Below are 25,866 nucleotides of genomic sequence, written 5' to 3' on the forward strand. Positions count from 1 at the left end.
TGTTAAGCTGAGGCCTTTTTTAATGCTATTTTAACTTATTTTTTGCGTGAGGTAAATCAGGGGTGCGCTTTCCGTTAGCTCGGGCGCCACGGCCGCAAAGTCGGTAATATAGGCTTGTTGGTTGTGGGCCGCCAAACCCTCGGCACTCGTCCATTCTTCCTGAAAGATGAAAAGGTTTTCGTCTTCGGTCGATTGGTGCAGGTCGTATTGGAGGCAGGCGGTTTCTTGCCTCGAATGGACAACCATGTTTTGAAGAACGGCTTTCAGTTCTTCGGCCTTGCCGGGTTTGCTTTTAACCAATGCTGTGAGATAGATGCTCATGAGGTTTGTTTTTGATGCTGAATAATTGGATGAGGTGTTTTTCGTATGCCTTTAAATCGCGCGCAATATCTGCATTCTTTTCTACATCGTGAAAATGGAAGCTTGGCAAAGGCTGCATGCCCACAAAGGCATTCATGCGGTGGAAGCCGAAAAGTACGCCCTCGTCTACGCTTTTTTCGTTAAAAAACTCGCCGGGCAAGGTAAATGCCGTAGCTGGGGCATTCCAGCTGCTGGTAACCAGGTAGTGTCGGCCATGCAACAGGCCGCCGGTGCCGTAGTTGATGTTCGGGTTGTCGGACGAACGGCCATCGCTATGGTAAATGCCCTTTTGGTGGCCAGCGGTAAATACCTCGTCTATGTATTTTTTAAAGCCATTGGGTACCTGGAACCACCAAATAGGCGTATGGTAAATCACCAGATCTGCCCATACAAAATTTTCTACTTCCTTGTTGGCATCGTAAACCTCGTTGATGTTGGTAGAGCGAATGCTTACGCCAGGCAATTGGCCTAAAAAATCGATGCTGAAATTGGTGATGGTCTGATTGAAACGGCCACCTGAATGCCCGAAAACCTGGCCACCGTTAATGATGAATATTTTTTTAAAGTCCATGTTGTTTCTCTATTGATGAAGCAAAATTACCGCCTCTTTATTTACTATTAAAATAATATAAATTATATATTTGTATCATAATTATAATAAATAGAATTATGGTCAATCTAGAATGGTACCGCACGTTTAAAGCGATTTACGAAACGGGCTCGCTCACCGGGGCTGCCGAATCGCTGTATGTTTCGCAGCCAGGGGTAAGTTTGCACCTGAGCTCGCTCGAATCTTATGTAGGCTACAAGCTGTTTGATCGGAGCTCGAGAAAAATGGTGCCTACCGAGCGTGGCAAGATCCTGTATAATTTTATTTTAGAGCCTATTGGCAAATTGCAGGAAGCAGAAGGACACTTTAAAAAAAGTACGGAAAAAGATATTCCTACTGTAAGCATTGGCATGTGCTTCGAAACCTTTCAGTTTACCCTCGAACCTTACCTGCCCACCCTGGATTTTAACGTAATCATCAAGTTTGGCGAATACCCCGAAATGTTGGCCGATTTAGACAATGGTATTTTAGACATGATCATTACGCCGCAAAAAGGCGATTATAAGAATTTGGTATACAAGCCTTTTTTTAAGGAAAAACTGGTGCTGGTGGCCGGTAAGGAAACAGCTACGAAGGATTTTGAAGCGCTGATTGCCCATCGGGATTTGGCAGGGGCGCAGCAATGGCTAAAAACACAGACCTGGTACGGTACAACGGGAGATATGGAGCACTTGCGACGCTTTTGGTATCAGAACTTTGAGAAACGCCCCGATTTTAGGCCCAACTTTATCGTGCCCAACATCTGCTCTATTTTGCGTTGCCTAAGTGGTAGGAGCGGCTTTGCGGTGGTCCCCGATTTCCTTTCTAAAAAAGAGTTGGATGCGGGTCAGGTAAAAGTGGTTTGGGAAGGCGAAAAACCCATCGAGAACACCTTGCATTTCGGTACGAGAAGCAAGACCATCTATGCCGATCAGCTGGCCAAGATACAAGAGATCTTTGAAAAGGAAATGCTTAACTCCACACGCGATTAAAACAAAGCCAGCTGTTCTGCCTCTTGTTCTTTGCCGGTAAAAGGGAAATACTTGACCAATCGGTAGCTTTCTTTGGGACTGAAAGTAAGCGGATCTATTTCGCGTTTGAGAAGGAGCATGCCATTGGCGGCAAAAGAAGCATTGTATCGCCTTTTTCCCCACTCTTCCCAGGCTTGTCTGAACTGAGGTTCGGCCATATTGCGGGCAATGGTAAGGTGCAGGTTGTTGCTAAACGAAGGCTTAAAGGTATCCAAGGCATTCAGTTTTTTGCTCAGCCTCAGTTTCATGGCGCTAACACCTTGGGCAATAGGTTTGTTGTTGATTACATTCACATAAATGGTACGGTAGTTAAACTGGCCGAAACCAGACAATTTGATGGTTGTGGGCGGAATGGCCTTGGCAAGTTTTTCAAAATCTTCAACAATTGGCCTCTCCATACTTTCAAACTGCCCGAAATTGGCCAAAGTAATGTGCGGTTTCGATTTGATGGCACTGGCCAGCCCATAATCGTTGCTGTAGGCCGTTTTAATGTCCATAATTTCGGCGTTTACTTTCTGGTCTGGCGAAAGCAGCAACAAGTGCTCGTAAAATGCATAAGCGGTTTTCTTAGCCATGGCAAAAAAATTAGGATTGGGAAACTAAATTACTAAATTTATTAGTAATCTACAAATTTAATTTCAGCTAATTTGTTGCCTGCTAGTGGCTTGCCTGAGGCCTAGAGATCTTCCAAGCGCTTATTGTTATAGCGCTTGAATCGGGTGTTTTTGGCCTCGCCGATTACCTGTCCACGATAGATTCCCGTATGGCCAGAAATGAGGTAAGCGGTTACACAAGCCAATGCAGCATAAACGCCACAATCTGACCCGAACAATTCAATAGCCATTACCGTACAGGCCAGAGGCGTATTGGTGGCCCCAGCAAATACCGCTACAAAACCCATCCCGGCTAGGAGGCCAACAGGTAGGGGCAACCAAAAGGAAAGTGCGCTGCCCAGCGCCGCGCCAATAAAAAACAGTGGTGTTACTTCGCCACCTTTAAAGCCTGCCGCTAGCGTTATAACGGTAAAAGCCATTTTAAGGGCAAATACCTCAAAACCCAATGGTGCCTGGAAAGCACCAACAATGGTAGGAATGCCTAGGCCAATGTATTGGGTATGGCCTAAAGCCCAAACGGCCGAGGCTACCATAAGGCCTCCAGCAACGGGCCTAAGTGGCGGATATTTGATGAACTTTTTAAAGGCAGTACTCGCCCAATGCATCAGTTTGCTAAAGGCAGCTGCACAAAGCCCAAAAGCCAAACCGGCCAGTAGGGCATAGCCCATGGGCAACAACGCAAGGCGCGGAATATCGCCCATCTGGTAAGTGGTATGATGTACCTGCCACCATTGGGTAGTCAGGTTGGCCAGTATAGCCGCCATAAATGCCGGAAAAATGGCATCGTATTTTAATTTGCCGATCAGGAAAAGTTCGAGGCCAAAAATGGCACCGGCCAAAGGGGTACCGAAAACAGAGCCAAAGCCTGCCGCTACGGCAGCCACCAGCAGCGTTTGCCTGTCGGCTGGGCTTAGTTTAAAAGGTTTGCAGAGCTGATCGCTTAGGGCGCCGGCCATTTGCAGGGCAGTGCCTTCACGGCCTGCAGATCCGCCGAACAAATGCGTTGCCAAGGTGCCCAGGTAAACAAAGGGTGCCATTTTAAAGGGAATGGTTTGTTGCGGACGATGGTAGGTTTGGATGAGCAGGTTATTGCCCGCTTCCACATCCTTTCCGTAATGATGATAGAGCAAACCAATGAGCAGGCCTGCAAGAGGCAGCAACGCAATGAGCCAAACATGGTTTTCGCGGTAAGCGGTTACCCAATTAAGCGATTGCAGAAAGCCAGCCGAAGCCGATCCTACCATGATGCCGATGATGGCACAAATGAAAAGCCATTTGAGTAAATAGGGCAGGGCAGGGTACTTCCTGAAGCATAAGCGAAATTGCAAGCGGGTTTTTTGGCTGATGGTCTTTTCTGTTTTAAAGGGCATAACAATCCTGATTAAATGTTTTAACATCCATAACCAGGCGTCATCAGCGTTTTTAGGGCGGTTCAATTAGGAAGACACCATTTCCTTGCCACAAATTTATAAACTTGCGGGGAGAAAGTTAAATAAATAGTTTAAAATTAACCTTTGTTTTTGGCTCAACTTATTTTTAACACGCTAGTTGTCAATATTTTCTTGCTTTTTTTTAAACAGTAGCCCCTCAGCTTTGTTGTATCTAATAGCTATGAAAAAACAGGTTTACGTTGTTGAAGATAACGAAGATATAGGAGAACTGATTGGATACATCTTGAGCGGCGAAACTTATGAGGTTACCATTTGTCCTAATGTGGCGGCTTTTCATCTCGCGATGCAACGGGCCGTTCCAGATGTAATTGTGTTGGATGTGATGTTGCCCGATGGCAACGGCATAGAAGTTTGCAAGGAACTGAAATCGAGTCAGAAGTTCACGCAGGTGCCCGTTATCATCATGTCGGCCAACGCCGATAAAAAAATGGTTTATAAAGATGCCTGCGCCGAAGATTTTATCGGCAAGCCTTTTAATATCGACGATTTTCAGCATCGGGTAGAACGTTACCTCGAATAGCTAGAGCTCAATCTCCCTGTCTCTTTGCGTGCTTTTCCACCCTATATTTGTCAGATTTGCCCTTGTCTGGTGTTACTGGCTTGCACTAACTTTGCTTTATCCAATAACGATTAAAAAACACAAAAATAATTTGAACATGGAAACTGCAACCAAAAACCCAATTACTGTTAGCGCCGTTATCAATGCGCCTATTGCAAAAGTCTGGAATTCGTGGAACGAACCAGCGCACATTACCCAGTGGTGCCAAGCCTCGCCTGATTGGCATGCGCCTTATGCCGAGAACGACCTGCGCAAGGATGGAAAATTTAAAACCACCATGGCCGCCAAAGACGGTAGCTTTAGTTTTGATTTCGGTGGCGTTTACAGCGAGGTAGAACCCCGCCAATTAATTGCCTATGCCATGGAAGATGGCCGCAAAGTGAAAATTGTTTTCGAAGATTTGGGGATCAGTACCAAGGTAACCGAAACATTCGACCCGGAAGATACCAATCCCATCGAAATGCAGCAAGGTGGCTGGCAGGCGATTTTAGACAACTTTAAGAAATATACAGAACAGCTTTAGTTTAAGCGCACATCAGGCACAATCTGCCTTGGCTGCTTAGGGCTAAGGCAGGTCTTATGCCAATCTAACTCGATAGAAAGTGGTAAAATAGAAAATAAGGATTAACTTTAGCGCTAGAATCTATCCTTAACCATTTACCATGATCAACAACCTATTAAAAGGAGGCTTTCTATTCCTCTTTGCGGGCTTAACGCAGCTTGTTGTTGCCCAGCAACGCCCCAATATTGTACTTATTTTGGCCGATGATTTGGGCTATGCCGATTTATCCTGCTATGGCAATCCGGTAATCGAAACCCCATTTTTAGACCAAATGGCGGCCAAAGGCATAAAAGCCACCAATTATGCGGTTACTTCGCCCTCGTGTTCGCCATCGCGTGGCAGCTTGCTTACCGGAAGATACCCCACCCGTTTCGATATTCCATCGCCCTTGGCGCCGGGCCAAAAACAGGGACTGGCCGCGGCCGAAGTGACCCTGGCCGAAATGCTTAGGGCAAACGGCTACAAAACAGCTATGGTGGGCAAGTGGCATTTAGGCGATCATTACGAAAACCTGCCCATGCAACAGGGCTTTCAAAACTATTATGGCATGTTGTACAGCCACGATTACCACACGCCTTACGTAAAAACAGATTCGACCTTAAAAATTTATCGGGGCAACAAAGCCGAAATTATACAGCCGGCCGATAGTTCATTAACCAATTTATACGGCAAGGAGGCCATCAGCTTTATCAAAAAACAAAAAGCAAACCAGCCTTTCTTTCTGTACCTGGCTTACAACATGCCCCATTTGCCGGTTTGGTTTGCTGCGCAGAAGAACAAGAACAATAGCGAAAAAGGTGGCGAACTGGGCTTTGTGATCAACGAAATGGACAAAAGCATTGCGGCGGTTTGGAAGGCCATTGAGCAACAGGGCTTTGCCAAGAACACCATCTTTATTTTTTCGAGCGATAACGGCCCTTGGTCAAACTATCCCGACAGGATGAGCGAAGACCATGTGACCAAACGCAACCACGCCGGTTACGCCGGAATTTTTAGGGGCAGCAAAGGCACTACTTATGAGGGTGGCGACCGAGTTCCCTTTATTTTTTACTGGGCCGGACAAACGCAGCCCAGTGTATTGAAAAAACCATTGACTTGTTTGGATATTTTGCCAACCTTGGCTAGCATTACGGGCAGTACCCTGCCTAAGGGCCAAACCTTGGATGGCGAAAATGTGAGCAACCTGCTTACCGGCAAGCGTGCGGTGGCGCACCAACCATTTTATTATGTAAACAATGGCGTACCCGAAGCGGTAAGGGATGGCATTTGGAAGCTTCGACGCATCAAAGAAAAAGATGAAACGACTATCGAATTGTATAACCTCGAGGCCGACCCGGCAGAACGCGTGAACCTGAAAAGCGATTATCCTGAACTTACGGCCAGGCTTACGGCTAAACTAGACCAATACCCATATGGGAAAAATTGATTATTGAGGCAACCAGATTAAAAACCAATAGCATGGGGCAGGCTAAGCGCGGGCATAAAAACCGTACCTTAGCCATTGTTTTTGCCTATTTGCGGATTTCTATGCTGGCTCCTGGGCCAATGTGGGTAAACAAGCTGTCAATGTCCTGATTGGATAGGGCAATGCAACCTGCCGTCCAATCTTTGGCGTTCTTTTTGGCAGGCGTTGTGCCATGGATCATGATGCCGACTCCTGGCTTAACACCCCTTTTTTTAGCTATGAGCTTATCTTCGGCATTGGGGTAGGAAATCCAGATGCTTTTATAGAAGTTGTCGTTGCGTTCGGTTTTCAAGTCTAGGTGATAAATTCCTTCGGGTGTTTTCCCATCGCCATCGCTTACCTTGTTGCCCACCGGCGACCAGCCCAGGTTAATGGGCAGTTCTAAAAGCTTAATGCCGTTTCGGCTCACCAGTAATTTTCTTTGGCTTTTTAAAACCAGTACATGATCGCCCAGGGCCAGCATGTTGGCAATGTCTTTTAGTTTGTCGGACCAGGCCTTGCTTGTATTCCGATTTCTATAGGCTTCCCACCTGGCCGATCTTGCGACGGCGTAATCGTCTTTTCTGAGCGAATCCATTGCGCTTTCGTTAAAACGTTGCAGTTTCCATTGGCCATTGTCTTGGTAAATCATCGCCTCCTGATTAAAAAGGGGAGCAATGTATTGTTTAAACTTGAGCTGATTGCCTTGATTGTCTTCCACCAAAATACTGCTATCTATGCTTTTGGGCAGGTATTGTAAAAGCGAATCGCTCCATAGGGTTTCAGTAGGGGTAGTTTGGGCAGTTACAGGGTCTTTTGCCAGTAGCCAAATCCAAGTGCCAGCCATCAAGGCGAGCAATAAAAAAACGCCAGCATATTTCATGTCTTAAACCTTTGAAATAAAGTTAACCAAACTGTAACTAACTTTATAGTTTTTTGAAATATTTTTTAAAAGTAGATGGTAAAGTAGGTTTGGCCTGGGCCAATGGTTTTGAGGGAGAACTCATAGCCATGGTTCAATAAAATTTCCCTGACCAAAGTTAAGCCAATGCCTTGGCCATCCTTCTTCGTGCTGAAAAAAGGACTGAACAGCTGTTCGCTGTGTTCTTCCGAAATGCCGGGCCCGTTATCGGCAATGATGAGTTTTTTCTCCGCTGCGAAAAGCATGAACTTGATTAATCCGTTTTCGTTGACAGCTTCGGTGGCATTTTTTACGATGTTGAGCAGGGCCTGTTCCATCTGCGGCATATCTGCCTGGATATAAAAAGGAGCTTCTGGAAGGTCGAATTGGAAAACGATGCCTCTTTGCGTAGCATTGAAATGCAGCAGCTGCGCAATAGACCTGAGCAGTGCCGATAGGTCGACTTGCTGGCGGTTTACGGCTGTCAGTTTTACCAAATCGGCCAGGTTGCGCATAAACAGGTTCAGGTTCTGGTTTCGGTCTAAAGCTATTTCAAGTGCATTTTGCAATGGGGGGTGTGCCGCGTTTTGCCAAAGGTCTTGGGTTTGTAGAGCGGTGCTGATGATCGAATTTACCGGCCCGATGGTGTTGTTCACTTCGTGGGCCATCATCCTGATGACTTTGCTGTATACTTTCTTCTCGGTTTCAAGTATCTCGGTTGTTACCTCTTCCAGCAAAATGAAAACCCTTTCAAAACCACGATCTATAAAATGAGATTTCTGTAGCTTGTAAGTCCTGAGGCCCTGCACGCGGATAATTTTGGCCGTGCCAACCTGGAGTTGGTGTACATATTTATGCAGTATTTCGGGATTGGCATTTAAAATTTCTTCAGCTTTGGGGTTGATCTGTTTAACCTGACGATCGTAATCTAAAATAATAATGCCAGTAGGAGAGGTATGGATTAGCTTTTCCAAGAAAAAATGCTGTTCTTCCTGCCTTGTTCTTTCCTGGCGCAGCTCATCGATCATCTGGTTGTAAACGCCAATCAGCGAATCGACTTCTTTTTTGCCGGTGGGCAGAAACTTGACTGTAAAGTCGCGGTCTTTGATGGCATTGATGCCTTCTTGCAGATAGTTTAAAGGCCTGATGAGCTGCTGGTACAGGCTAAGGGCAATGAGAATGGAAAAAATAACCAGTATTTCGGCTATCATGAAGATGAGCTTGTCTTTTTCGAACACCAAATAGCTTAAAACCAGGGCTACCAGGTGAATGATCATGATGAACGCGATATATTTAATCTTCAGCCTCATTAAATGGGATTTGGTATTTTTCTAAACGGCGGTAAAGCGCATTGCGGGTAATGCCCAAGGCCGCTGCGGCCTTGCTGATTCTGTTTTTATGAAAACTCATGGCTTGTCGCACCATGCCCTCTTCCATTTCTTCCAAAGTCATGGTGCCCACGCCTGGTAATTGATTTTTGTCTTTTTGAACCGGCGAAAGCTCCAGTTGCGACTGGAAATCTTCAATGTTAAGCACCTCGTTGCCGCTAACCAGTACCGTTCGTTCGATCAAGTTTTTCAGTTGCCTGATGTTGCCTGGAAGCTGGAGCTTTTGCAGCCACTTCATGGCGGCGGGAGCTACTGACAAATTGGACCTTCCGTAAATTTCCTTCATGTTGCCAATAAAAAAACCGACCAGTAGGGGGATGTCGCCTTGGCGTTCTCTTAGTGGAGGCAAATGGATGTGGATTAAATTGATGCGGTAGAGGAGGTCTTCCCTAAAAAGGCCTTTCGCAACTAATTCGTTCAGGTTTTTGTTGGTGGCACAAACTACCCGTACATCTACTGTTTTGGTGCGGCTGCTGCCTAGCACTTCATAAGTTCTGTCTTGCAGTACCCGCAATAGCTTCACTTGGCTGCCACTTTCCAAGTCGCCAATTTCGTCTAAAAATATAGTGCCTTTATTGGCCAGTTCAAAGCGTCCGGCTCTGTCAAAACGGGCATCGGTAAAGGCTCCTCTAATATGGCCAAACATTTCGCTTTCGAAAAGAGAAGCAGAAATGCCACCCAAATTTACTTTTACAAAGGGTTTATTTGCTCTTTTGCTGTTTTCGTGGATGGCTTCGGCAATCAGTTCCTTGCCCGTGCCGCTTTCGCCGGTAATCAGTACCGAAGCATCGGTGGCGGCCACACGGCCAATGGTTTCTAAAATGGCAATCATTCGCGCATCTTCGCCAATCAGCTGCTTAAAGTTATATTGTTTGTCTAACTGCTTGCGGTTTTGTGGTGCAGGCTGCTGGTTTTGCAGGCTCAGCAGTGTTTTTACCGACTGGAGCAGATGGTCGTTGTTCCAAGGCTTATTAATGAAATCATTCGCACCTAATTTCATGCCTTCAACGGCCAATGCTATGCTGCCCCAGCCGGTAATGAGTAGCACGGGCATGGTATGGTTCTCTCTTATTTTTTTGAGCAGGGCCATCCCTTCCTTTCCAGAAGTATCTATAGAAAAATTCAGGTCGAGGATAACGAGCTCGGGCGTTTGCTGGTTTATTATTTTTAAGGCCTTGCCGGCACTTTCGGCACCGATGGCTTCGTACTTATGGTTCTGCAACAATAAGAGCAAAGAGGTTCTAACCGCAATGTCGTCGTCAACAATTAAGATCATACGCGAAGTTAAGATAATGAATTAATCTTCATGCAATGCAATTGCCGGATGTATGGTGGCGGCCTGTTTGCCCGGATAAAGCGAACAGATAAAAACAAGCAAATAAATAAAACTGATAGACAACAGCATGGCCATGATATAAACATTGGCCGGCAGGTTGAATACATGGAGCAAAGGAAACTGAACCGCAAAGAAACAACCTACGATCAAAGCCATGGTAGCCAGAATGAGCGATTCGCCAACTAGCTGGTAAGCTACCGATTTGCCACTGGCGCCAATGGCACGACGCAGACCGATCTCGCCTTTACGCTTGTTGATGTTGTACCAAAGTACCCCGAACAAACCCAAGGCTACATTGATGACCAAGAAGCTGGCCACGATGATAAAAATAATCATGGGGATAACGGTTTCCGAATTTTTCGAATCCCGCATCTGGTCCAAATGTGAAATTTCTATGGTCGAGTTTTTCATGTAATTGGCCAAAAACTTGTTGAGTTTGCCCTCAAAAGCGGCATCGGAGCCCGGTTTAACTTTTACCAGGATGTTGTTTTGCCATCTGCTGGTCGCCGTATCAGTCGGTACAAACATGGCGTTGCCTGCGGGCCAGTAATCGCCGTTGGCTTTGATGTCTTTCATTACCCCGATAACCTTCATTTTTTCCTTGTCATCGTAATCGCCAATCAGTTGCCCAGTGGCTGGACGGTCGCCAAACATGGCTGTTTTTAGCGTTTCATTGATTAGTATGGGTTTGTCTTTGCTAATGGCATCATTGGCGTTGAACCATCTGCCTTCCAGCAAACTGACGGTCATTACCTTGTTGTATTCTTGGTCTACCTCGTAATGGTTTACCCGGTCGTATTTCTTGCCTTTGTAGTGAATGCCCGTACTCATGGTGCTGTTAGAAAAAGGATAGTTGCTGCTGGCAAAGCTAACGGCCTCTACGTTGGGCATGGCCTTTATGCCTTGGCGCAGGTTTTCGAAATAGGCAATGGCCGAATCGGCAGTTTTAAACTGGGGCACATTGCTGTAGCTGATGGGCCATACCTGCTTGTATTCGAAGCCCATAGGCCTACTGTAGTTTTGGTAGTAGAATACCAAAAAAGAGCATACGGTAAAGATGACCAAAAAAGACACCAGTATTTCTGAGAGGAACAAGAAGTTTTGTTTCTTTTTGTTCCACAATAATTTGAATAAATGCTTAAACATGATAATTTCTTTTAATGGTTGATGTTATTGGGCTTTTAATGCTGTAACTACGTTTAACCTCGACATGCGCCAAGCTGGGTATACGCCAGAAATAAGCCCAAAAAACAAGCAGGCCAGCAAGCTATAGCCTAAAACCTTGAGGTTGAAAGTGAGGTTAAGGTTGGGAATCAGTTGCGAATCGTTAATCGCATAAATAATCAATACCGACAAAACAATGCCGATGAGGCCTCCCAGCAGGGTTAGGATGAGGTTCTCTACGATAAACTGATAGACCAGTGTTTTGGAAGAGGCGCCAAAGGCCTTGCGAACCCCAATTTCTGAAGAACGCTCCATGATGCGGGTAATGTTAATGTTCACCAAATTGAGCGTAGGCAGCAATACGAACAAGCATACCACTGTGCCTAATATGGCAAGTGCCTTGCTTTTTCCCGAATTGGAACCATCGCCCAAAATCCTTCTGGTCATGCTTTCAAAAAATGGGTCGGCGTGGCTATACATCTTGTCGAATTGCTTGTCTGGAATAGGTATCTTAGTCATCATCTGATCGAACTCGGCCTGGATTTTGGGTAAATCAGCTTTGTTTTTAGCTAGCAGAATGCCATTGTAGCCCCCCATCAGGTCTACTTTTTTGTAGTCGGCTTTTGATACGGTGTAAGGCAGGTAAACGTCGCCGTAGATGTTGTACATGGCTCGGTTTACATTGTCTACTACTCCAATTACGCGGTAATTGACATTATCAACCAGGATGTATTTGCCTAATGCGCTGGGAATATCTCCAAAATAAGCCTTCTTGGTATCTTCAGAAATGACCGCTACCTGGCTGGCCGTCGCGATTTCCTGGGCGCTGTAAGGTTTGCCTTCCAAGAAATTGTATTCTAGAACCTCCCAGTAGGCCGCATTGGTGAATTTGAAATTGATAACTATCTTTTTATTGTTGATATAGGCATTGGTGGCCTGCGCACTCGAAGAAATGGCCAGTTTTTCGGGTGTTTTCAGCGTAGCTACGTAATGGTCTAGAAAGTAAAACGAAACATCGCTTCTGTTGATCCAGCCTTGCTTGGTGTTGTTGAATTCCATAGTGGCCACGTACAGGCTCCGGTCTCTTTTATTGTCGGGATACCCCGCACTGATTACCTTGTCTAAAAACGCTGTGGCTACCATCAAAATGGTGAGCGTGAAACTGATGCCGAACAAGCTGATGAAAGTGAAGAATTTTCTTCGCTTGAGTACCGCTATGGCTATTTTGAAATAATTTTTAAGCATGATACAGGATTATTGAACTTGAGAACCATCAAATAAGCGCACCAAACGATGTGTTTTGTGCGCCATGTTTTCATCATGGGTAACCATAACGATGGTGGTACCGTCGTTGCGGTTCAGGTTAATGAGGATATTCATAATTTCGTTGCCCATGGCACTGTCGAGGTTACCGGTAGGCTCGTCGGCCAATATGATTTGCGGCCTGCCCACTATGGCCCGGGCAATGGCTACCCTTTGGCGCTGCCCGCCCGAAAGCTGCGAAGGGAAGTGTTTGAGCCGGTTGCTCAAGCCAACTTTTTCTAAGGCTTCGGTAGCCAACACCCGGCGCTCTTTGGCCGATGCCGTTCTGTAAAGCAGGGGCAGCTCTACATTATCCAATACCTGTAGGTCGTTGATCAAATGGTAGCTCTGGAAAATAAAGCCCAGCTTCTGGTTCCTGAATTTGGCCAGTTGCTGGTCTGAAAAGCTCGAAATCTGCTGATTGTCTATCTGTACAATTCCTTTTGAGGGCTCGTCTAACAAACCCATAATGTTAAGCAGGGTACTTTTGCCACAGCCAGAAGGCCCCATAATAGATAAGAATTCGCCTTTGGCTATGTCAAGGCTGATGCCATTGATGGCCAGGGTTTCTACCGTAGCCGTGCGGTAAACTTTTTCAATGTTCTGTAAGCGTATCATGTCGTATAGTTAATGATTTTATATTAAAAATTGGTTAAAGGATTAAGGTTTATGGTTCGTGTATACATTCACTCATTTATCACTGGTAGGTTATTTTCTGGTTTTTTTCAAAGTCGTAAAGCGAGAGGTAGCGCAACTGGTAATAGGCGCCCCAGAAGTCCTTCAGCGAGCTAACATAGTCGCGCTTGGCACGATCGTTTTCCTGGAAGGCAATGCTGAGGTCGGTAATGCTCAGATTGCCCAATACATAGCGTTCGCTGGCAATTTTGTATTTTTCGGCTGCAATTTTTTCGGCTTCTGCTGTCAGTTGCAATTGCTCTTTCATCATGTTAAAGAGTGTAACCTGCGTAACAATCTGTTGCTTAAAAGTCTGCTTGTCCTGCTCAACGGCATAAGTGGTAAATTTTTCGTTGGCCTCGGCGGTTTTGCTGCGCGATTTGGAGCGCCCCCAATCGAGGATAGGAACAGAGAGCTGCAGCTGTACCGATTGCTGGCTTTTGGGCGAGCGATACACATCGAAAGCGTTGTTGGCTGCATTTGAAAAGCCCAAGTTGGCTCTTAGCGTTGCGGTTAATCCGTTTTCGCCCTTGGCTTTGGCCACATCTCGCTTGGCTTCGGCAATGCGCCTTACAAAGGCAATGGCATCAGAGCGGTTGGCAAAAGCCTCTTCAAGTACTTTTTCGGTGGCCACGGTCATTTGTTTAACCGCGGTAGGCATGTCTAAAACAATGCGATCTTCGCCTTCTATGCCAATATAGCTGCGCAGGTTAAGGGTGGCAATTTCCATGTCGCGCTTGGCCGTGCCTACGGCTTTTTGGGCGTTGAGCTGTTCGAGCTGCAGCTGCAGGATCTCGTTTTTGGCAATTTTGCCCAGTTCGAATTTGGTATTGGCAATGGTCAGTATCCGTTGCGTATTTTCGAGGTTGGTGTCGGCAATGCTCAGGTTTACCTGCGCCAATAACAGGTCGAAAAAATACTCCGTTACGGTAATCGAAATCTTTTCCTGCGCTTCGATATAGGCTTGTTTGCTTTCGTTGAATTTGAGGGGTTCTATCTTCTTGTCCCATTTCAGGCTATTGAACTGTAGCAAGGGCTGGGTATAGCCCAGGCCATAGGGAATACCATTGTACAATACGTTATGGCGATCGAAATCGGCAAAACGCTGCAATTGTGTAGTGCCATAAATGGTGCCACCCGTGGCCGCTATGCTCTGTTTAAAGTTCATCGTTAACGACGAGTTGTCGTTGTGTACCGGCTGAAACAAAATGGTACCGTTGGGTTGCAAAACTTGGGTATAGCTTTTGTTGTAGCCCGGCAAGATGCCTTCTAAGGCCAACTGAGGCTGGTAATTGGATTTGAACGTGCGCCACTCCCAATATTTGGTTTCTTTTACAGTAATGGCTTGCTTGGCGGCAATAGAATTGCTTTTGGCCATTTCTACCACCTGTGGCAGCGACAGGCGCAGGGTGTCTGGCCCGGTAAAGGCAGCGGCCGAAAAGCCAAACGCTAAAAATAAGGCCAATAGTAAAGTCTTCATCATCTATGGCTTATTAATGGTCAATACTTTGGAATGCTTGTAGCTGCTCATGTCGGAAGTGATGATGACGTCGCCGGGCTTCAGGCCATTGACGATCTCGATATAGTCGAAGTTGCTGAGTCCGGTTTTAACCGTTCTGCGTTCGGCCTTGCCTTCGCTGGTCAATACAAAAATGTCCTGCAGGTTAGAACCGTTAAAAGTAGCGCCATTAGCCACGCGGATTACTTGGTGGTGTACCGCAGTAACCAAAAATACATCGGCTTTCATGTTAGGACGCAACAGTTTGTTGTTCTTTTCGTCGAAACGGATATCGAACGAAACAATACTGTTTTTAATGGCAGGCGAAATGTTGGTTACCGTTCCGCGCAGCTGCTCATCGTTGATGCGGATAATGGCCGGCATATTGTTGTGCAGTTGCTCCAACTGGTTGTCGGTCATGCTGCCGGCAACCTTAAAGCTGCTCAGGTCGGCAATTCTGGCAATGGCCTCACCTTGTTGTACGCTGGTGCCGATATTTTTGTTTACCCAGGTTACTACGCCATCCCTGCTGGCTACCACATTGGCCAGGTCGAGTTTGCGTTTTAAGGCGACCAGATCGTTCCGTTGGATGGCTAGTGCAATTTCAGCTTCCCTGATTTCGATTTTCATGGTTTGCTGCTTGCTCTTGATTTCGTTTTCGAGTTGCTGCTTTTCGAGTTCGGCTACTTTAAGATTGAGCTGGGCCTGTTCAATTTCCTCCTTGGTGCCACCTCCGGCTTTAAACAAGCGCTGTGCACCGGCTACCATATCTTTGAGGTTGCTGATGCGCAACTGTTTGATGTTGTTGTTCGATTTGATGTCGTAAAAGCTTTTTTCCAGGTCGAGTTTGAGTTTGGCTATTTCGTTCTGCTTCGATTCGATCTGAAACTGGAGCTTTTCATAATCGGTTTGGGCCTGCGATTTGTCGAGCGTTAAAATAGATTGTCCGGCTTTTACCTTATTGCCCGCATCCATCACTACGTTTTTGATGGAGGCATTGATGGGACTGGCCAATACCTCTTCAAATTCTGGCAATACTTCGCCGGTTGCATTAATGGTATTTTCGATGTCGCCGATTTCTACTTTGGCGGTGGTAAACTGGTTGGTATTGATCGAGGGATTGAGAAAGGTCCTAACCAGCCAAATGCCGCAAACCAACAAGGCCAATACGATGACGGCCACGAGGTAACGCTTCTTTTTTCTTTTGGTGATTACTTCTTCTTCGATGAGCTTGTCCATTTATAGATTTTTTTTGAACAAGGTTTTACAAGCAAGATGCCAATATTAAATTATTGATAATTAGATGTTTATGTATTTTTAAGAATCGAAAAACGCCCGATTTCGAACATTTTGCCTTTTATCGAACAAAAAGCTGGCTAAATGCTGTGACTGGTGTAGACTTGCTCCATGAAAAAAAATAGCACCTGGCGTATTTCGCCGAAACTATTTTTTGGTTAAAACACCAATTTGTTTTTTGCTCTAAATTTTTACATTACCAACCGCAAAAGGCTTCATCTAATCCTTATCTTCGCCTACGCTCTAGCACGCTATCTGATGAAGACTCTCCTTAGCCACTCTTGGTTAAAACTAAGCACACCAGCTAGGTTTAATCGCGTTTATGGCATTAACTGCGCCGTTTGGCCAGGCATACACTCGGGCTGTGTCCCTTCTAAAACTAGCATATCCTTTTGGCCTGCTCAACTGTTTAAGCTTATAGCAAGGATTTGGAAAGTCGCATTGTTGTTTGATCATGCTATCGGCGATAAAAGCGAAGCCCCAAATTTTATTGAATAGGCATAGTTGTTGTGGCTATTATGGCCTATTGGAAATGGATGGGAAAAAGTCCTAATTGGTTAACATAACAAAGAAAAATTATCATAGAACCCAAATCATAATACCTATCTCTTAAAAATCATGGAAGAACTTAAACTGAATTTAGATGCACGTAACCAAGGCGCTTTTGTAGTCACAGAAAATGGCGAACAGCTAGGCGAAATGGCTTTGGCCATCACTGGCGACGAGATGATCGTATATCATACCGAGGTGGTGCCACAGGCCGAAGGAAGGGGGCTGGCCAAGCAATTGCTCAATGCTATGGTAAGCTATGCAAGGACAAACCACTTGAAGGTCATTCCACTTTGTCCTTATGTGCATGCCCAATTTAAAAGGCATCCGCAAGATTTTGAAGATATCTGGAAAAAGAATGAAGACGAATAGATTTCGTCAGTCGCTTAATGGCAAACAGCCCAAACTCCATGGAGTTTGGGCTGTTTTTTGTTTGTGATGTGTTCTTAATGTATTGATTTTTAGCGGATTGTTTGGGTTTTGATTTTTTTTCGGTAAGCGCGTAGGGGTGTGCCGGCCTTTTGTTGTCTCATTTTAAAATCACACGAAAATGATCAACAAAAATTACCCCTTTAATGGCCTTCTCATTTTAAGAAACCTGGTTCTGCTAAGTCTTTTATGCGCTGGGTTTTCGGGTTTTGCTCAAAGTCGCAGCAACAAAATACATTTCGGATTAATCTATCCACTGAGCAGCAATGGCGTACATGCGCCATTAGACACCAATAATGTTTCTATCCACCTCCTTGCCGGGGTCTCGTCGGTAGAGAAAGGCGTAGCTTTCGCTGGTTTGGCCAACATTGTGCTCAATCATGCTGATGGGCCGCAATTTGCGGGCTTTGCTAACCATATCGGCAAAAAAGCTACCGGACCGTTATTTGCCGGATTTGCCAATGTTTATGGCAAGGGTGGCAGCGTTGCCTTGGCGGGCTTTGCCAACGTAGCGCGTGGCGAAGTAAAAGGTACGCAATTTGCCGGTTTTGCCAATATAGCCAAAAATTTAAAAGGAGGCCAGTTTGCGGGCTTTGCCAATCTCGCTACCAATGGGCGCGCCTCACAGTTTGCGGGCTTCATCAACGTGGCCAAAGACATTAAGGGTACACAAATTGCCGGCTTTATCAATGTGGCCAGAAAAGTGAAAGGCGCACAGCTAGCTGGTTTCATCAATGTGGCCGATAGCAGCGACTGCCCAATCGGTATCCTCAACTTTGTAAAAAACGGAGAAAAAAGCCTAGGCTTGAGTATCGACGAGAGCCAAACCACCATGCTCACTTTCCGCTCTGGGGGCAAGATATTGTATGGCATATTGGGTATTGGCTATAACCTAAAAAACAAAAAGGCAGTGTATGCAGCCGAAGCAGGCTTTGGGGCTCACTTCTTCCCCTCCAATATATTCAGGCTCAATGTAGAGTTAACAGCCAGCCATTTGGAAGACTTCAAGGCGGGCGATTATTTCAAATCGTCGTTTAAAGTGCTGCCTGCGTTTAAACTGGGCAAACACCTCGAAATTTTTGGAGGCCCTTCTTTCAACTATACTTCTACCAATACCGCCGAAGGCAAGTTGCTCCATATGCAGCACCTGCATTCGTGGCAAAACAAAGGGTCTGACCGCCTGCAGCGCCTTTACATCGGCTATGGCGGTGGTGTCCATGTTATTTTTTAATTCATTCATTGTAATCTAATCCATTATGAAACCGGTTTTAACATTTATTAACACGAAAGCGCTCTTGTGGCTTGCAACCTTCTCGATTCTTTTAGGCTCTTGTAAAAAGGATAACCTGACGGCTAACGGTAACATGACAGAAGTAACAAGAGATCTGGCAGTTTTTGCCTCCCTGCACAACAGTGGCTCAACGCCTGTACATATTGTTTATGGCAGTACGTATAAAGTTGAACTGAAAGGCTCAAGCAACCTGATTCCTTATTTTAAAACTACCGTAAGCAACGGCAAGCTCGAAGTTGGTTACGAAAGGGCGAGCGTGAGGCACGACGATGTGGAGGTAACGGTAACCATGCCAACAGTGAGTCGCATTTCGCTAAGTGGTAGCAGCCGGGTAGACCTTAGTGGTGCTTTTCCGCTTATCGATTTCCTGAGTGTAGACATCAGCGGCTCGGCAGTGGTTTTGATGAAAGAAGCCGCCGCAGCCAATAAAGTAGACATTGATATTTCTGGCTCGGGAAGCGTAGATTTTGAGAAACTGAACTGCCAAAATGCCAAGGTCAGCCTATCAGGTAGCGGCGATGCCCGTGTTACGGTCCAAGATAAGCTGAAGGCCAACATCAGTGGCAGTGGCAAGGTTTACTACGCGGGTAATCCTGTTGTAGAAGCCAACGTTAGCGGGTCGGGTAAAGTCATCAAATTCTAAACACAAAACACACACAAATATGTCAACTATCCAAACCTTTTGGCAATCGCTCTCCGAACTTTTTGGTGCGTCGCCTATCGCGTTAACAGCTGTTTATCAGCTGCAGCACAGCACGCCCAATCTGGTGGCCTACACTTTGCCTGCTGTTTTCGTTTTTACGCTGGTAGAGTTTATCGCAGCCCGTTTTAGCGAACACCATACTTATGAGCCACAGGAAACCAAGGGCTCGTTGCTGATTGGTTTGGGGAATTTGACCGTTAACCTGTTGCTCAAAACCGTGCTGGTTTCGGGTGCCATTTGGGTATATAACCTGTTGCCCTGGCGCATGCAGCTTAACTGGTATACGCTAATCCCCTGCTTTGTTTTTTACGATTTCTGCAGCTATTGGTCGCACCGTATTTCGCACTATTGCCGTTTCTTCTGGGCAACCCATGTGGTACACCACTCGGCCGAGCATTACAACCTTACCGTGGCTTTTAGGCAAAGCTGGGTGCAACACTTTAAAACCGTGTTTTTTATCCCGGTGGTGCTCATGGGGTTTCATCCCGTTGTGGTGTTGGTGGCTAGCCAGCTCAGTACGCTTTACCAGTTTTGGGTACATACCGAAGCCATTGGCAAATTGCATCCGTTTATAGAAAAACACTTGGGTACGCCATCCAACCATCGGGTACACCATGGCAGTCAGGAAAAATACCTAGACAAGAATTTTGGGGCCACCTTTATGGTGTGGGACCATCTTTTTGGCTCGTTCCAATATGAAGAAGAACAGCCGGTATATGGCATAACTACGCCGGTAGAGAGCAAAACCAATCCGTTTATCCTTAATTTTCACGAGTATCGCGATATGCTGAGAGACATCAGGCATAGCGATGGAATAGGCGAAATGCTGTTCTTCATTTTCGCCAGTCCGGCTAAAATATACCGGCATAAACTGACGCGGACACCGAAACTTGTTTCAAGAGCTCAAAGAACAAGCAATTGGCTGTTCAAGATCGCCTTGGTCATGGTGCTTTTGGCATTGGGTCAATTACTTTTTGCACAGGAAAAAAAACCGGCGGCTTTGCCAACGCCCAAAAGCAAAAACCTGCTTTTCTTTTTGCAGCGCACACCCGATGCTAACACGGTTATTTATGAGCTTAACTATACAAGCGATGGGACGGTTAATCAGGAAAATCCGGTAAAAGGCTCATGGATCAGGTACGAGGAGCAAGGCAAATGCCAGAACCTGAGCGGCATTGAAGAGAAGTTTGCCTACGGTGTCAAATGCAAGGCCTTGGGCAATGATCAGTTCGAAATCAGGTTGGCGGCCTATAAAAAAATGCCTTTATACCTCATCAAATCGGAAAGTGACCAGCAATACCGCATGTACATTAAAGACGAGGGGAAAAATCTTTTGCTCAAACGCGTATTCGTCAAAATAAACGGAGGATCTTTTTGGTTCCCCAAGGTACAGTACATCGACTTGTTTACGGTAAACAGTGAGAGCGGCGCCGAAGTACTGAAAAGGATCAATTTGGGCTAAACGATTTTGGTACAAAGCAGAACGGTTCAGGATTTAACTTAATATATTTACGCAGCAAATTGAATCTAGCGGCAATTACTTCAGTGAACAACTATACAGACCAGGCATTTGAGCAATTGTTCAAAACCCATTACAAGCCCCTGCATGCTTATGCCCATCTTATCCTGAAAGACCTAGATATGGCAGAGGAAGTAGTGCAGCAGCTATTTCTTAAGTTTTGGGAAAAGCGCGAATTGTTGCAGGTGGGAACTTCCATGAAGGCCTACCTCTACAAATGTGTGTACAACGACAGCCTCAATTTTTTGAAGCACGAAAAAGTAAAGCTCAAATACCAGGATTATACCCTGCATACGGCTGATCACCTGAGTGATTCGGCTTCGGCAAAAATCGAACTGGGCGAACTGGAAATCAAATTGCGGGAAGCCCTCAACGAATTGCCCGAGCAATGCCGTACCATTTTCCAACTGAGTCGTTTCGAAGAACTCAAGTACAGGGAAATAGCCGAAAAGCTTAATATTTCTATCAAAACCGTAGAAAACCAGATGGGCAAGGCGCTGAGGCTGCTGCGCGTAAAACTGTCTGATTTTCTGTTGCTGGCCCTATTGGGGATGATGTATTACCAAGACTATCTAAATTAAGGAGAAGAGTGATGAACGATGAAATACTGATTAAGTTCCTGCTCAAGGAAACAAACGAAGAAGAAGATAGGCAGGTAAACGAATGGCTCGTTGCCGATGCCGAAAATGCCAAGTACTTTGCCAAGCTCGAAAAACTGTGGCAGGCCAGTGGTAGCATTGCCCCCAAAGAAGAGCCTGATGTGGAGGCTGCCTGGCTAAAATTCAAGGCTAAGGCCGATGCCCTGCCAACGCAACGGAAGCCTGTGGTTAAGCCTTTACAAACAAACCGTAGGCGTTGGCTAAGCCTAGCCGCCGCATTAGTGCTGGCTATTGGTGGCTGGACGGCCTATACTTTGCTCAGACCAGCCTATATCGAGCTTTCGTCAAGCAATCTGGTGTTTAATCAGGTACTGCCCGATGGTTCTGAACTTACCATCAATAAAAACACAGCCATGAGCTATGCACGCAATTTCGAAAACAACCGGAGCATAAAACTATTGCACGGAGAGGCTTTTTTTAAGGTAGCCCACGATCAAAGCAGGCCTTTTGTGATCGATGTTGGCCAGGTTTCGGTGCAGGTAGTCGGTACCTCATTTAACATCAAGCACCTCAACCGCAACCAAACAGAAGTTGTGGTAGAAAGCGGCATTGTAAAAGTGAGGCTTGGTGGCGAAGAAGTGAGGCTGGTTAAAGGCGAACGCATTTTCATAGGCCCAGCGACCAAGCAGCTGGCCAAGCAGCAAAGCAAAGACCAATTGTATAGCTATTATCGCACTGGTATGTTTGTGTCAAACAATACGCCCCTGCACGAATTGGTCGATATTTTGAACGAAGCCTACGGCAGCCATGTGGTGGTAAATGACAACGTGAGGGATCTTCCTTTTACCGCACCTTTAAAATATAGCTCGCTTACCAAGAACCTCGATATCATTTGCGATGCGCTAGATTTGGAAGTTGTTCGTAACCAACAGCAGCTTGTGCTGTCTAAAAAGCAGAAATGAAAATAAAAATAGCCCTTGTTTTACTTTGCTTGGCAACCTGGGTTAGGGCCCAAACTTCGGTTTACCAGAACAACCTGTCGAAAAGGGTCACTTTTAGTGCCCGACAGGAGCGTGTTGGCGATGTGCTGCAAAAAATCAGCAATGCGGGCAATTTCTACTTCGCCTACAACGGCTCGCTTATTAACCAGGATAGCTTGGTTAACCTCAATGCCAAGGGCCAGCCGGTAAGGGAAGTGCTCGATGCGATGTTTGATGGCAAGGTAGATTACAAGGAAAACGATTCGTACATTATTTTGCGCTATGCCGTAAACCATTTTACCATAGAGCCCGAAAACATTACCACCGCCGAAAACCTGTACATGATTAGCGGTTATGTAATTGACACCAAGACGGGGAAAAAAGTAAAGCAGGCCAGCGTATACGAAAAGAAATTGTTGCAATCGGCTATTACCGACAATGATGGTTTTTTTACGCTCAAATTCAAGGGCGAGCACCAGTCGATTATTTTAACGGCCAGCAAGGAAACCTATCGCGATACCGCTTTGGTTTTTCTGTCGAGCATCAATGTAAAGCCCGAAGGCTATAACGATCCCGACAAGGAAAAAGGTACTTTTTTTGGCAATGCTTTGGAAGAATTGGGAATCGGACGTTTTTTCCTCTCTTCAAAACAACGGCTCCAGAACCTCAATATTCCCAGCTTTTTTGCCAATACCCCATTTCAGGCGTCGCTAACACCGGGTCTAAGCTCGCATGGCATGATGAGCTCGCAAGTGGTTAACAAGTTTTCGCTCAATGTACTGGGTGGCTATACGGCCGGTGTAGATGGCGTAGAAATTGGAGGGATCTTTAACCTGAACAAAGGCGATATGAAAATGGTGCAGGTTGCCGGCGTATTCAATGTGGTGGGCCGTAACGTAACGGGGGTGCAGGTAGCGGGCTTGCACAACGGCGTGCAAGGCAGCATTAAGGCCGTGCAGGTTTCGGGATTGCTTAATCAGGTCAAGAAAAATGCAGAAGGGGTACAGGTTGCAGGCCTGGTTAATATTGTAAGCCAAAATTTGCGCGGCATACAGGTTTCTGGGCTAAGCAATATAACCAGTCGGGAAGTAAATGGCATACAGGTTGCAGGGCTTGGCAACATCGGCTCCCGTACCGTGCGAGGCGTGCAGCTTTCAAGCTTGTTTAACTATGCCAAAAACAACAAGGGCTTTCAATTGGCGCTGGTTAATGCTTCCGATACTTCGTCGGGTACCAGTTTGGGCCTGATCAATTTGGTGAAAACCGGCTACCATAAGTTGAGCTTTTCTACCAACGAAACCATCAATGCCAATGTAGCCTATAAATCGGGCAACGCCAATTTGTATACGTTGCTGATCGGTGGCTATAATTTTTCGGATACCGCTAAGGTCATCAGTTTCGGCTTGGGCATGGGTCACGATTTCATTTTGGGAAAAACCTTTTCCTTTGCCACCGAACTCAGTGCGCAGCACCTGTACCTGGGCAACTGGGATTATGCCAATATGCTGTACAAAGGCCAGCTCAACCTGCAGTTCAGACTGTTTAAGGGTTTAAGCATTTTCGGCGGACCTAGCTACAATTATTACGTGAGCAAAGCCCCCTTGGGTTCGAGTGGCAAAAACTATAGACAGCAGATAGTGCCTAGTCGGCATCAGGATGTGGGCCGTTACAAGGGCTGGGTAGGCTGGAGTGCGGGGATTACGCTCATGTAGGGAAAAGGTAGAAGTGAAAGGTAATATAGAAAAGGCTTAATCAAAATCAATGCGCTAATTGATCAGTGTTGAGCTGATATGTTCATAATTGTAACATTTTTGTTTTAATTCCTTCGTTTGCTTAATTTGTTTAGCGTCCCTGAATTAACCAGAAAACAAAAACTACTTATGAAAACGAAGACAAATGCTCTCTGGCATCAAATCAGGCTTTACGGAATGCACTGTTTGTTGCTAATGGCGTTCGTTGTTTCTTGCAAGAAAGACCAGACGCCTCAACCACTTACCCAAACAACACTTTCAAAAAATTCTTTAGACCTGCTTGCAAGGCTAGATGCCATTAAGCAACGATATTATGACCAGAAACTGAATATGCGCTTTATTGCTAATGACGATAAAGGCATAACCTGGTCACCGGATTGGGAAAAGCCAAGATTAGAAATAGTAAATGACAGCGTATCTTATGTATTCTATCCTATGATCGGGACTGTAAATAGAGATGGTAAATTAGCTAGGATACAGGAAATAGGTGCGGCAACCTACTTGATGGTCAAAAATGAGAAAGATTTTTATAAAGCCTTTTATTATCTGCCGGAAGACAAGCTCAGCAAGGATCGTTCAGCCGATAAAGCCGAGGTCATTATGCGCCATTTTACGGGAAATCTGTTACTTTCCAGCCTTAATGGCAAAGGTAGTTATCTGCTGGACTATGTAAATGGAAGGCTTAGCGAATCTTATAAGAAGAACCAAATAATAGGTAGAAAATTGCAATCTGTCGGTGGCGCAACCTCATATTGGCAAACAGATTGCCAAACGGTAATCAGGCACTGTACGTTTGTATCGGCAGGTTATAGCTATTGCGGAGGAGAAGTTATGGTGATCTATAGTTATAACTGCTATTGGCCACAGCCCATGTGTGGGGTAACTTTTTATATGACCGATTCTAGCGAAGAAGAGGTGTGCCAGCAAGTATGGTATCCCGATCCGCCAACTGATAGTGGCAGCGGTGGTAGCGATGGTCCTGATTTGGAAGATCCTGGAGAAGACTATGAACTCTTGGTTACCTTCGATTCTATTCGCTTGTCTAGAAGGCTAGACTGCTTTAACAGTGTGCCTACAAATAGTAATACAATCTACAGTGCTAAAATCTGTGCTGACCTTCCGGTTAACAGCAATCCAAAAGCATTACTGAACGAAAATAGGGAGCCTGGGCATACATTTTTGGAACTTACCAAAACAAATGGGAGTACAACAGTAACAGAAACTATAGGCTTTTATCCGGAAAACTATATCAAGGCCGCGTTCCAGTTGTCTGTAAATAGCATGATAGTCGATAATCAGACGCATCCGTATGATGCGAGCTTGGCAATGACTGTAAGTGCAAGTCAGTTTGAACAGATGTTGGCCACAGCAAAAGAAAAATCTGCTAATAATTACAGCATGACTGGGTATAATTGTACAACTTTTGCACTAGATGTTTTTAATTCGGGCAGGGCCTCCAATAACCAGTTGGTTGTATCCAATACCGTTCCTCCAAACACAGTATTCTCTAGCTATGGGAAAACTCCAAATGGGTTGTACAATACTATAAAGACCATGGCCGACAACAACGTAAGCGGTGCCTCGGTAGTTGCAGGCACAGGAAAGGTAAGTACGAATTGTGGCCCATAGGAAAATTTATATCCATTAGTTACATTGTATCCAAGTTTATTGTCATGAAATAAAGCTAACGGCATATGAAACGCAAGTATATTATCATCATTGTTATGGTCTCCATTATAATCCTGTCCAATATAACCCCATTTAGACAGCTACTTAAAATATCTGTAGACCAGAGGCATTACCGGTATAGCAATTACGATGGAAGCTTTACCTTCTACGAGTATATGGACCGAAATTTTGAAATGATGAATATGT

24 protein-coding genes and 1 riboswitch are annotated in these 25,866 nt (G+C 45.5%); of the genes, 12 read left to right on the plus strand and 12 right to left on the minus strand.

The window, feature by feature from the left end:
• Positions 1 to 30 precede the first annotated feature (30 nt).
• A complete protein-coding gene (locus AC6H1S_RS02030) occupies positions 31 to 321 on the minus strand; it encodes a putative quinol monooxygenase (RefSeq protein WP_497564940.1) in 291 nt (96 codons plus the stop codon).
• On the minus strand, positions 293 to 931 hold the full coding sequence (locus tag AC6H1S_RS02035) for an NAD(P)H-dependent oxidoreductase (protein WP_497564941.1): 639 nt from the start codon (positions 929 to 931) through the stop codon (positions 293 to 295). Before AC6H1S_RS02035 ends, AC6H1S_RS02030 begins: the two co-directional genes overlap by 29 nt.
• A gap of 98 nt (positions 932 to 1,029) precedes the next feature.
• Between AC6H1S_RS02035 and AC6H1S_RS02040 the strand changes: the two genes are divergently transcribed.
• Positions 1,030 to 1,941, plus strand: coding sequence for a LysR family transcriptional regulator (locus AC6H1S_RS02040; RefSeq protein WP_497564942.1), 912 nt, complete (start codon positions 1,030 to 1,032; stop codon positions 1,939 to 1,941).
• Here the strand turns inward: AC6H1S_RS02040 and AC6H1S_RS02045 are convergent.
• Together AC6H1S_RS02045 and AC6H1S_RS02050 are read right to left on the minus strand one after the other, a co-directional pair.
• The gene (locus tag AC6H1S_RS02045; protein ID WP_199140558.1) at positions 1,938 to 2,555 is read right to left on the minus strand and encodes a 2'-5' RNA ligase family protein; all 618 of its coding nucleotides are present in this window, start codon (positions 2,553 to 2,555) and stop codon (positions 1,938 to 1,940) included. The genes AC6H1S_RS02040 and AC6H1S_RS02045 overlap by 4 nt on opposite strands.
• 101 nt (positions 2,556 to 2,656) lie before the next feature.
• A complete protein-coding gene (locus tag AC6H1S_RS02050; protein WP_497564943.1) occupies positions 2,657 to 3,964 on the minus strand; it encodes a voltage-gated chloride channel family protein in 1,308 nt (435 codons plus the stop codon).
• A 27-nt stretch (positions 3,965 to 3,991) separates the two neighbouring features.
• Positions 3,992 to 4,058, minus strand: a riboswitch (Fluoride riboswitch).
• Between the two features lie 147 nt (positions 4,059 to 4,205).
• Between AC6H1S_RS02050 and AC6H1S_RS02055 the strand changes: the two genes are divergently transcribed.
• The 3 genes from AC6H1S_RS02055 (at position 4,206) to AC6H1S_RS02065 (ending at position 6,592) form a co-directional block, all read left to right on the plus strand.
• On the plus strand, positions 4,206 to 4,565 hold the full coding sequence (locus AC6H1S_RS02055; protein ID WP_199140560.1) for a response regulator transcription factor: 360 nt from the start codon (positions 4,206 to 4,208) through the stop codon (positions 4,563 to 4,565).
• 136 nt (positions 4,566 to 4,701) lie between these two features.
• A complete protein-coding gene (locus AC6H1S_RS02060; protein WP_497564944.1) occupies positions 4,702 to 5,127 on the plus strand; it encodes an SRPBCC family protein in 426 nt (141 codons plus the stop codon).
• 139 nt (positions 5,128 to 5,266) lie between these two features.
• Positions 5,267 to 6,592, plus strand: a complete 1,326-nt coding sequence (locus tag AC6H1S_RS02065; RefSeq protein ID WP_497564945.1) for a sulfatase-like hydrolase/transferase — start codon at positions 5,267 to 5,269, stop codon at positions 6,590 to 6,592.
• An 85-nt stretch (positions 6,593 to 6,677) separates the two neighbouring features.
• Here the strand turns inward: AC6H1S_RS02065 and AC6H1S_RS02070 are convergent, their stop codons facing one another.
• The 8 genes from AC6H1S_RS02070 to AC6H1S_RS02105 all read right to left on the minus strand — a co-directional run bounded on the left by AC6H1S_RS02070 (position 6,678) and on the right by AC6H1S_RS02105 (position 16,113).
• Complete coding sequence (locus AC6H1S_RS02070) at positions 6,678 to 7,493, minus strand: L,D-transpeptidase family protein (RefSeq protein ID WP_497564946.1); 816 nt, start codon at positions 7,491 to 7,493, stop codon at positions 6,678 to 6,680.
• A gap of 65 nt (positions 7,494 to 7,558) precedes the next feature.
• Positions 7,559 to 8,821, minus strand: a complete 1,263-nt coding sequence (locus AC6H1S_RS02075; RefSeq protein WP_497564947.1) for a sensor histidine kinase — start codon at positions 8,819 to 8,821, stop codon at positions 7,559 to 7,561.
• The gene (locus AC6H1S_RS02080) at positions 8,805 to 10,175 is read right to left on the minus strand and encodes a sigma-54-dependent transcriptional regulator (protein WP_497564948.1); all 1,371 of its coding nucleotides are present in this window, start codon (positions 10,173 to 10,175) and stop codon (positions 8,805 to 8,807) included. The genes AC6H1S_RS02075 and AC6H1S_RS02080 overlap by 17 nt, the downstream gene beginning before the upstream one ends.
• Positions 10,176 to 10,196: 21 nt before the next feature.
• Positions 10,197 to 11,381 (minus strand): ABC transporter permease, encoded by a 1,185-nt coding sequence (locus AC6H1S_RS02085; protein ID WP_497564949.1) that lies wholly within the window; start codon positions 11,379 to 11,381, stop codon positions 10,197 to 10,199.
• A gap of 24 nt (positions 11,382 to 11,405) precedes the next feature.
• Positions 11,406 to 12,644 carry an ABC transporter permease gene (locus AC6H1S_RS02090; RefSeq protein WP_497564950.1) on the minus strand — a complete coding sequence of 413 codons (1,239 nt, stop codon included), beginning with the start codon at positions 12,642 to 12,644 and terminating at the stop codon, positions 11,406 to 11,408.
• A 9-nt stretch (positions 12,645 to 12,653) separates the two neighbouring features.
• Positions 12,654 to 13,319 carry an ABC transporter ATP-binding protein gene (locus tag AC6H1S_RS02095; protein ID WP_199140568.1) on the minus strand — a complete coding sequence of 222 codons (666 nt, stop codon included), beginning with the start codon at positions 13,317 to 13,319 and terminating at the stop codon, positions 12,654 to 12,656.
• A 79-nt stretch (positions 13,320 to 13,398) separates the two neighbouring features.
• Positions 13,399 to 14,859: a TolC family protein gene (locus AC6H1S_RS02100; protein ID WP_497564951.1), complete on the minus strand. Its 1,461-nt coding sequence runs from the start codon at positions 14,857 to 14,859 to the stop codon at positions 13,399 to 13,401.
• Positions 14,860 to 16,113: an efflux RND transporter periplasmic adaptor subunit gene (locus AC6H1S_RS02105; protein WP_497564952.1), complete on the minus strand. Its 1,254-nt coding sequence runs from the start codon at positions 16,111 to 16,113 to the stop codon at positions 14,860 to 14,862. It lies immediately after the preceding gene.
• A 675-nt stretch (positions 16,114 to 16,788) separates the two neighbouring features.
• On the opposite strand from AC6H1S_RS02105, the gene AC6H1S_RS02110 reads away from it, so the two are divergent.
• The 8 genes from AC6H1S_RS02110 to AC6H1S_RS02145 all read left to right on the plus strand — a co-directional run bounded on the left by AC6H1S_RS02110 (position 16,789) and on the right by AC6H1S_RS02145 (position 25,620).
• Positions 16,789 to 17,091 carry a GNAT family N-acetyltransferase gene (locus tag AC6H1S_RS02110; RefSeq protein ID WP_199140571.1) on the plus strand — a complete coding sequence of 101 codons (303 nt, stop codon included), beginning with the start codon at positions 16,789 to 16,791 and terminating at the stop codon, positions 17,089 to 17,091.
• Between the two features lie 178 nt (positions 17,092 to 17,269).
• The gene (locus AC6H1S_RS02115; protein ID WP_497564953.1) at positions 17,270 to 18,379 is read left to right on the plus strand and encodes a hypothetical protein; all 1,110 of its coding nucleotides are present in this window, start codon (positions 17,270 to 17,272) and stop codon (positions 18,377 to 18,379) included.
• 133 nt (positions 18,380 to 18,512) lie between these two features.
• Positions 18,513 to 19,082 (plus strand): head GIN domain-containing protein, encoded by a 570-nt coding sequence (locus AC6H1S_RS02120; protein ID WP_497564954.1) that lies wholly within the window; start codon positions 18,513 to 18,515, stop codon positions 19,080 to 19,082.
• Positions 19,083 to 19,101: 19 nt separating this feature from the next.
• Positions 19,102 to 20,604 (plus strand): DUF4833 domain-containing protein, encoded by a 1,503-nt coding sequence (locus AC6H1S_RS02125; RefSeq protein WP_497564955.1) that lies wholly within the window; start codon positions 19,102 to 19,104, stop codon positions 20,602 to 20,604.
• A gap of 83 nt (positions 20,605 to 20,687) precedes the next feature.
• On the plus strand, positions 20,688 to 21,242 hold the full coding sequence (locus tag AC6H1S_RS02130) for an RNA polymerase sigma-70 factor (RefSeq protein ID WP_497564956.1): 555 nt from the start codon (positions 20,688 to 20,690) through the stop codon (positions 21,240 to 21,242).
• A gap of 11 nt (positions 21,243 to 21,253) precedes the next feature.
• Positions 21,254 to 22,222 (plus strand): FecR family protein, encoded by a 969-nt coding sequence (locus AC6H1S_RS02135; RefSeq protein WP_497564957.1) that lies wholly within the window; start codon positions 21,254 to 21,256, stop codon positions 22,220 to 22,222.
• Positions 22,219 to 23,952 carry an STN and carboxypeptidase regulatory-like domain-containing protein gene (locus tag AC6H1S_RS02140; protein ID WP_497564958.1) on the plus strand — a complete coding sequence of 578 codons (1,734 nt, stop codon included), beginning with the start codon at positions 22,219 to 22,221 and terminating at the stop codon, positions 23,950 to 23,952. The genes AC6H1S_RS02135 and AC6H1S_RS02140 overlap by 4 nt, the downstream gene beginning before the upstream one ends.
• A 168-nt stretch (positions 23,953 to 24,120) precedes the next feature.
• On the plus strand, positions 24,121 to 25,620 hold the full coding sequence (locus AC6H1S_RS02145; protein ID WP_497564959.1) for a hypothetical protein: 1,500 nt from the start codon (positions 24,121 to 24,123) through the stop codon (positions 25,618 to 25,620).
• Positions 25,621 to 25,866: the final 246 nt, after the last annotated feature.

The sequence above is a fragment of the Pedobacter sp. TM02 genome (assembly GCF_059705275.1).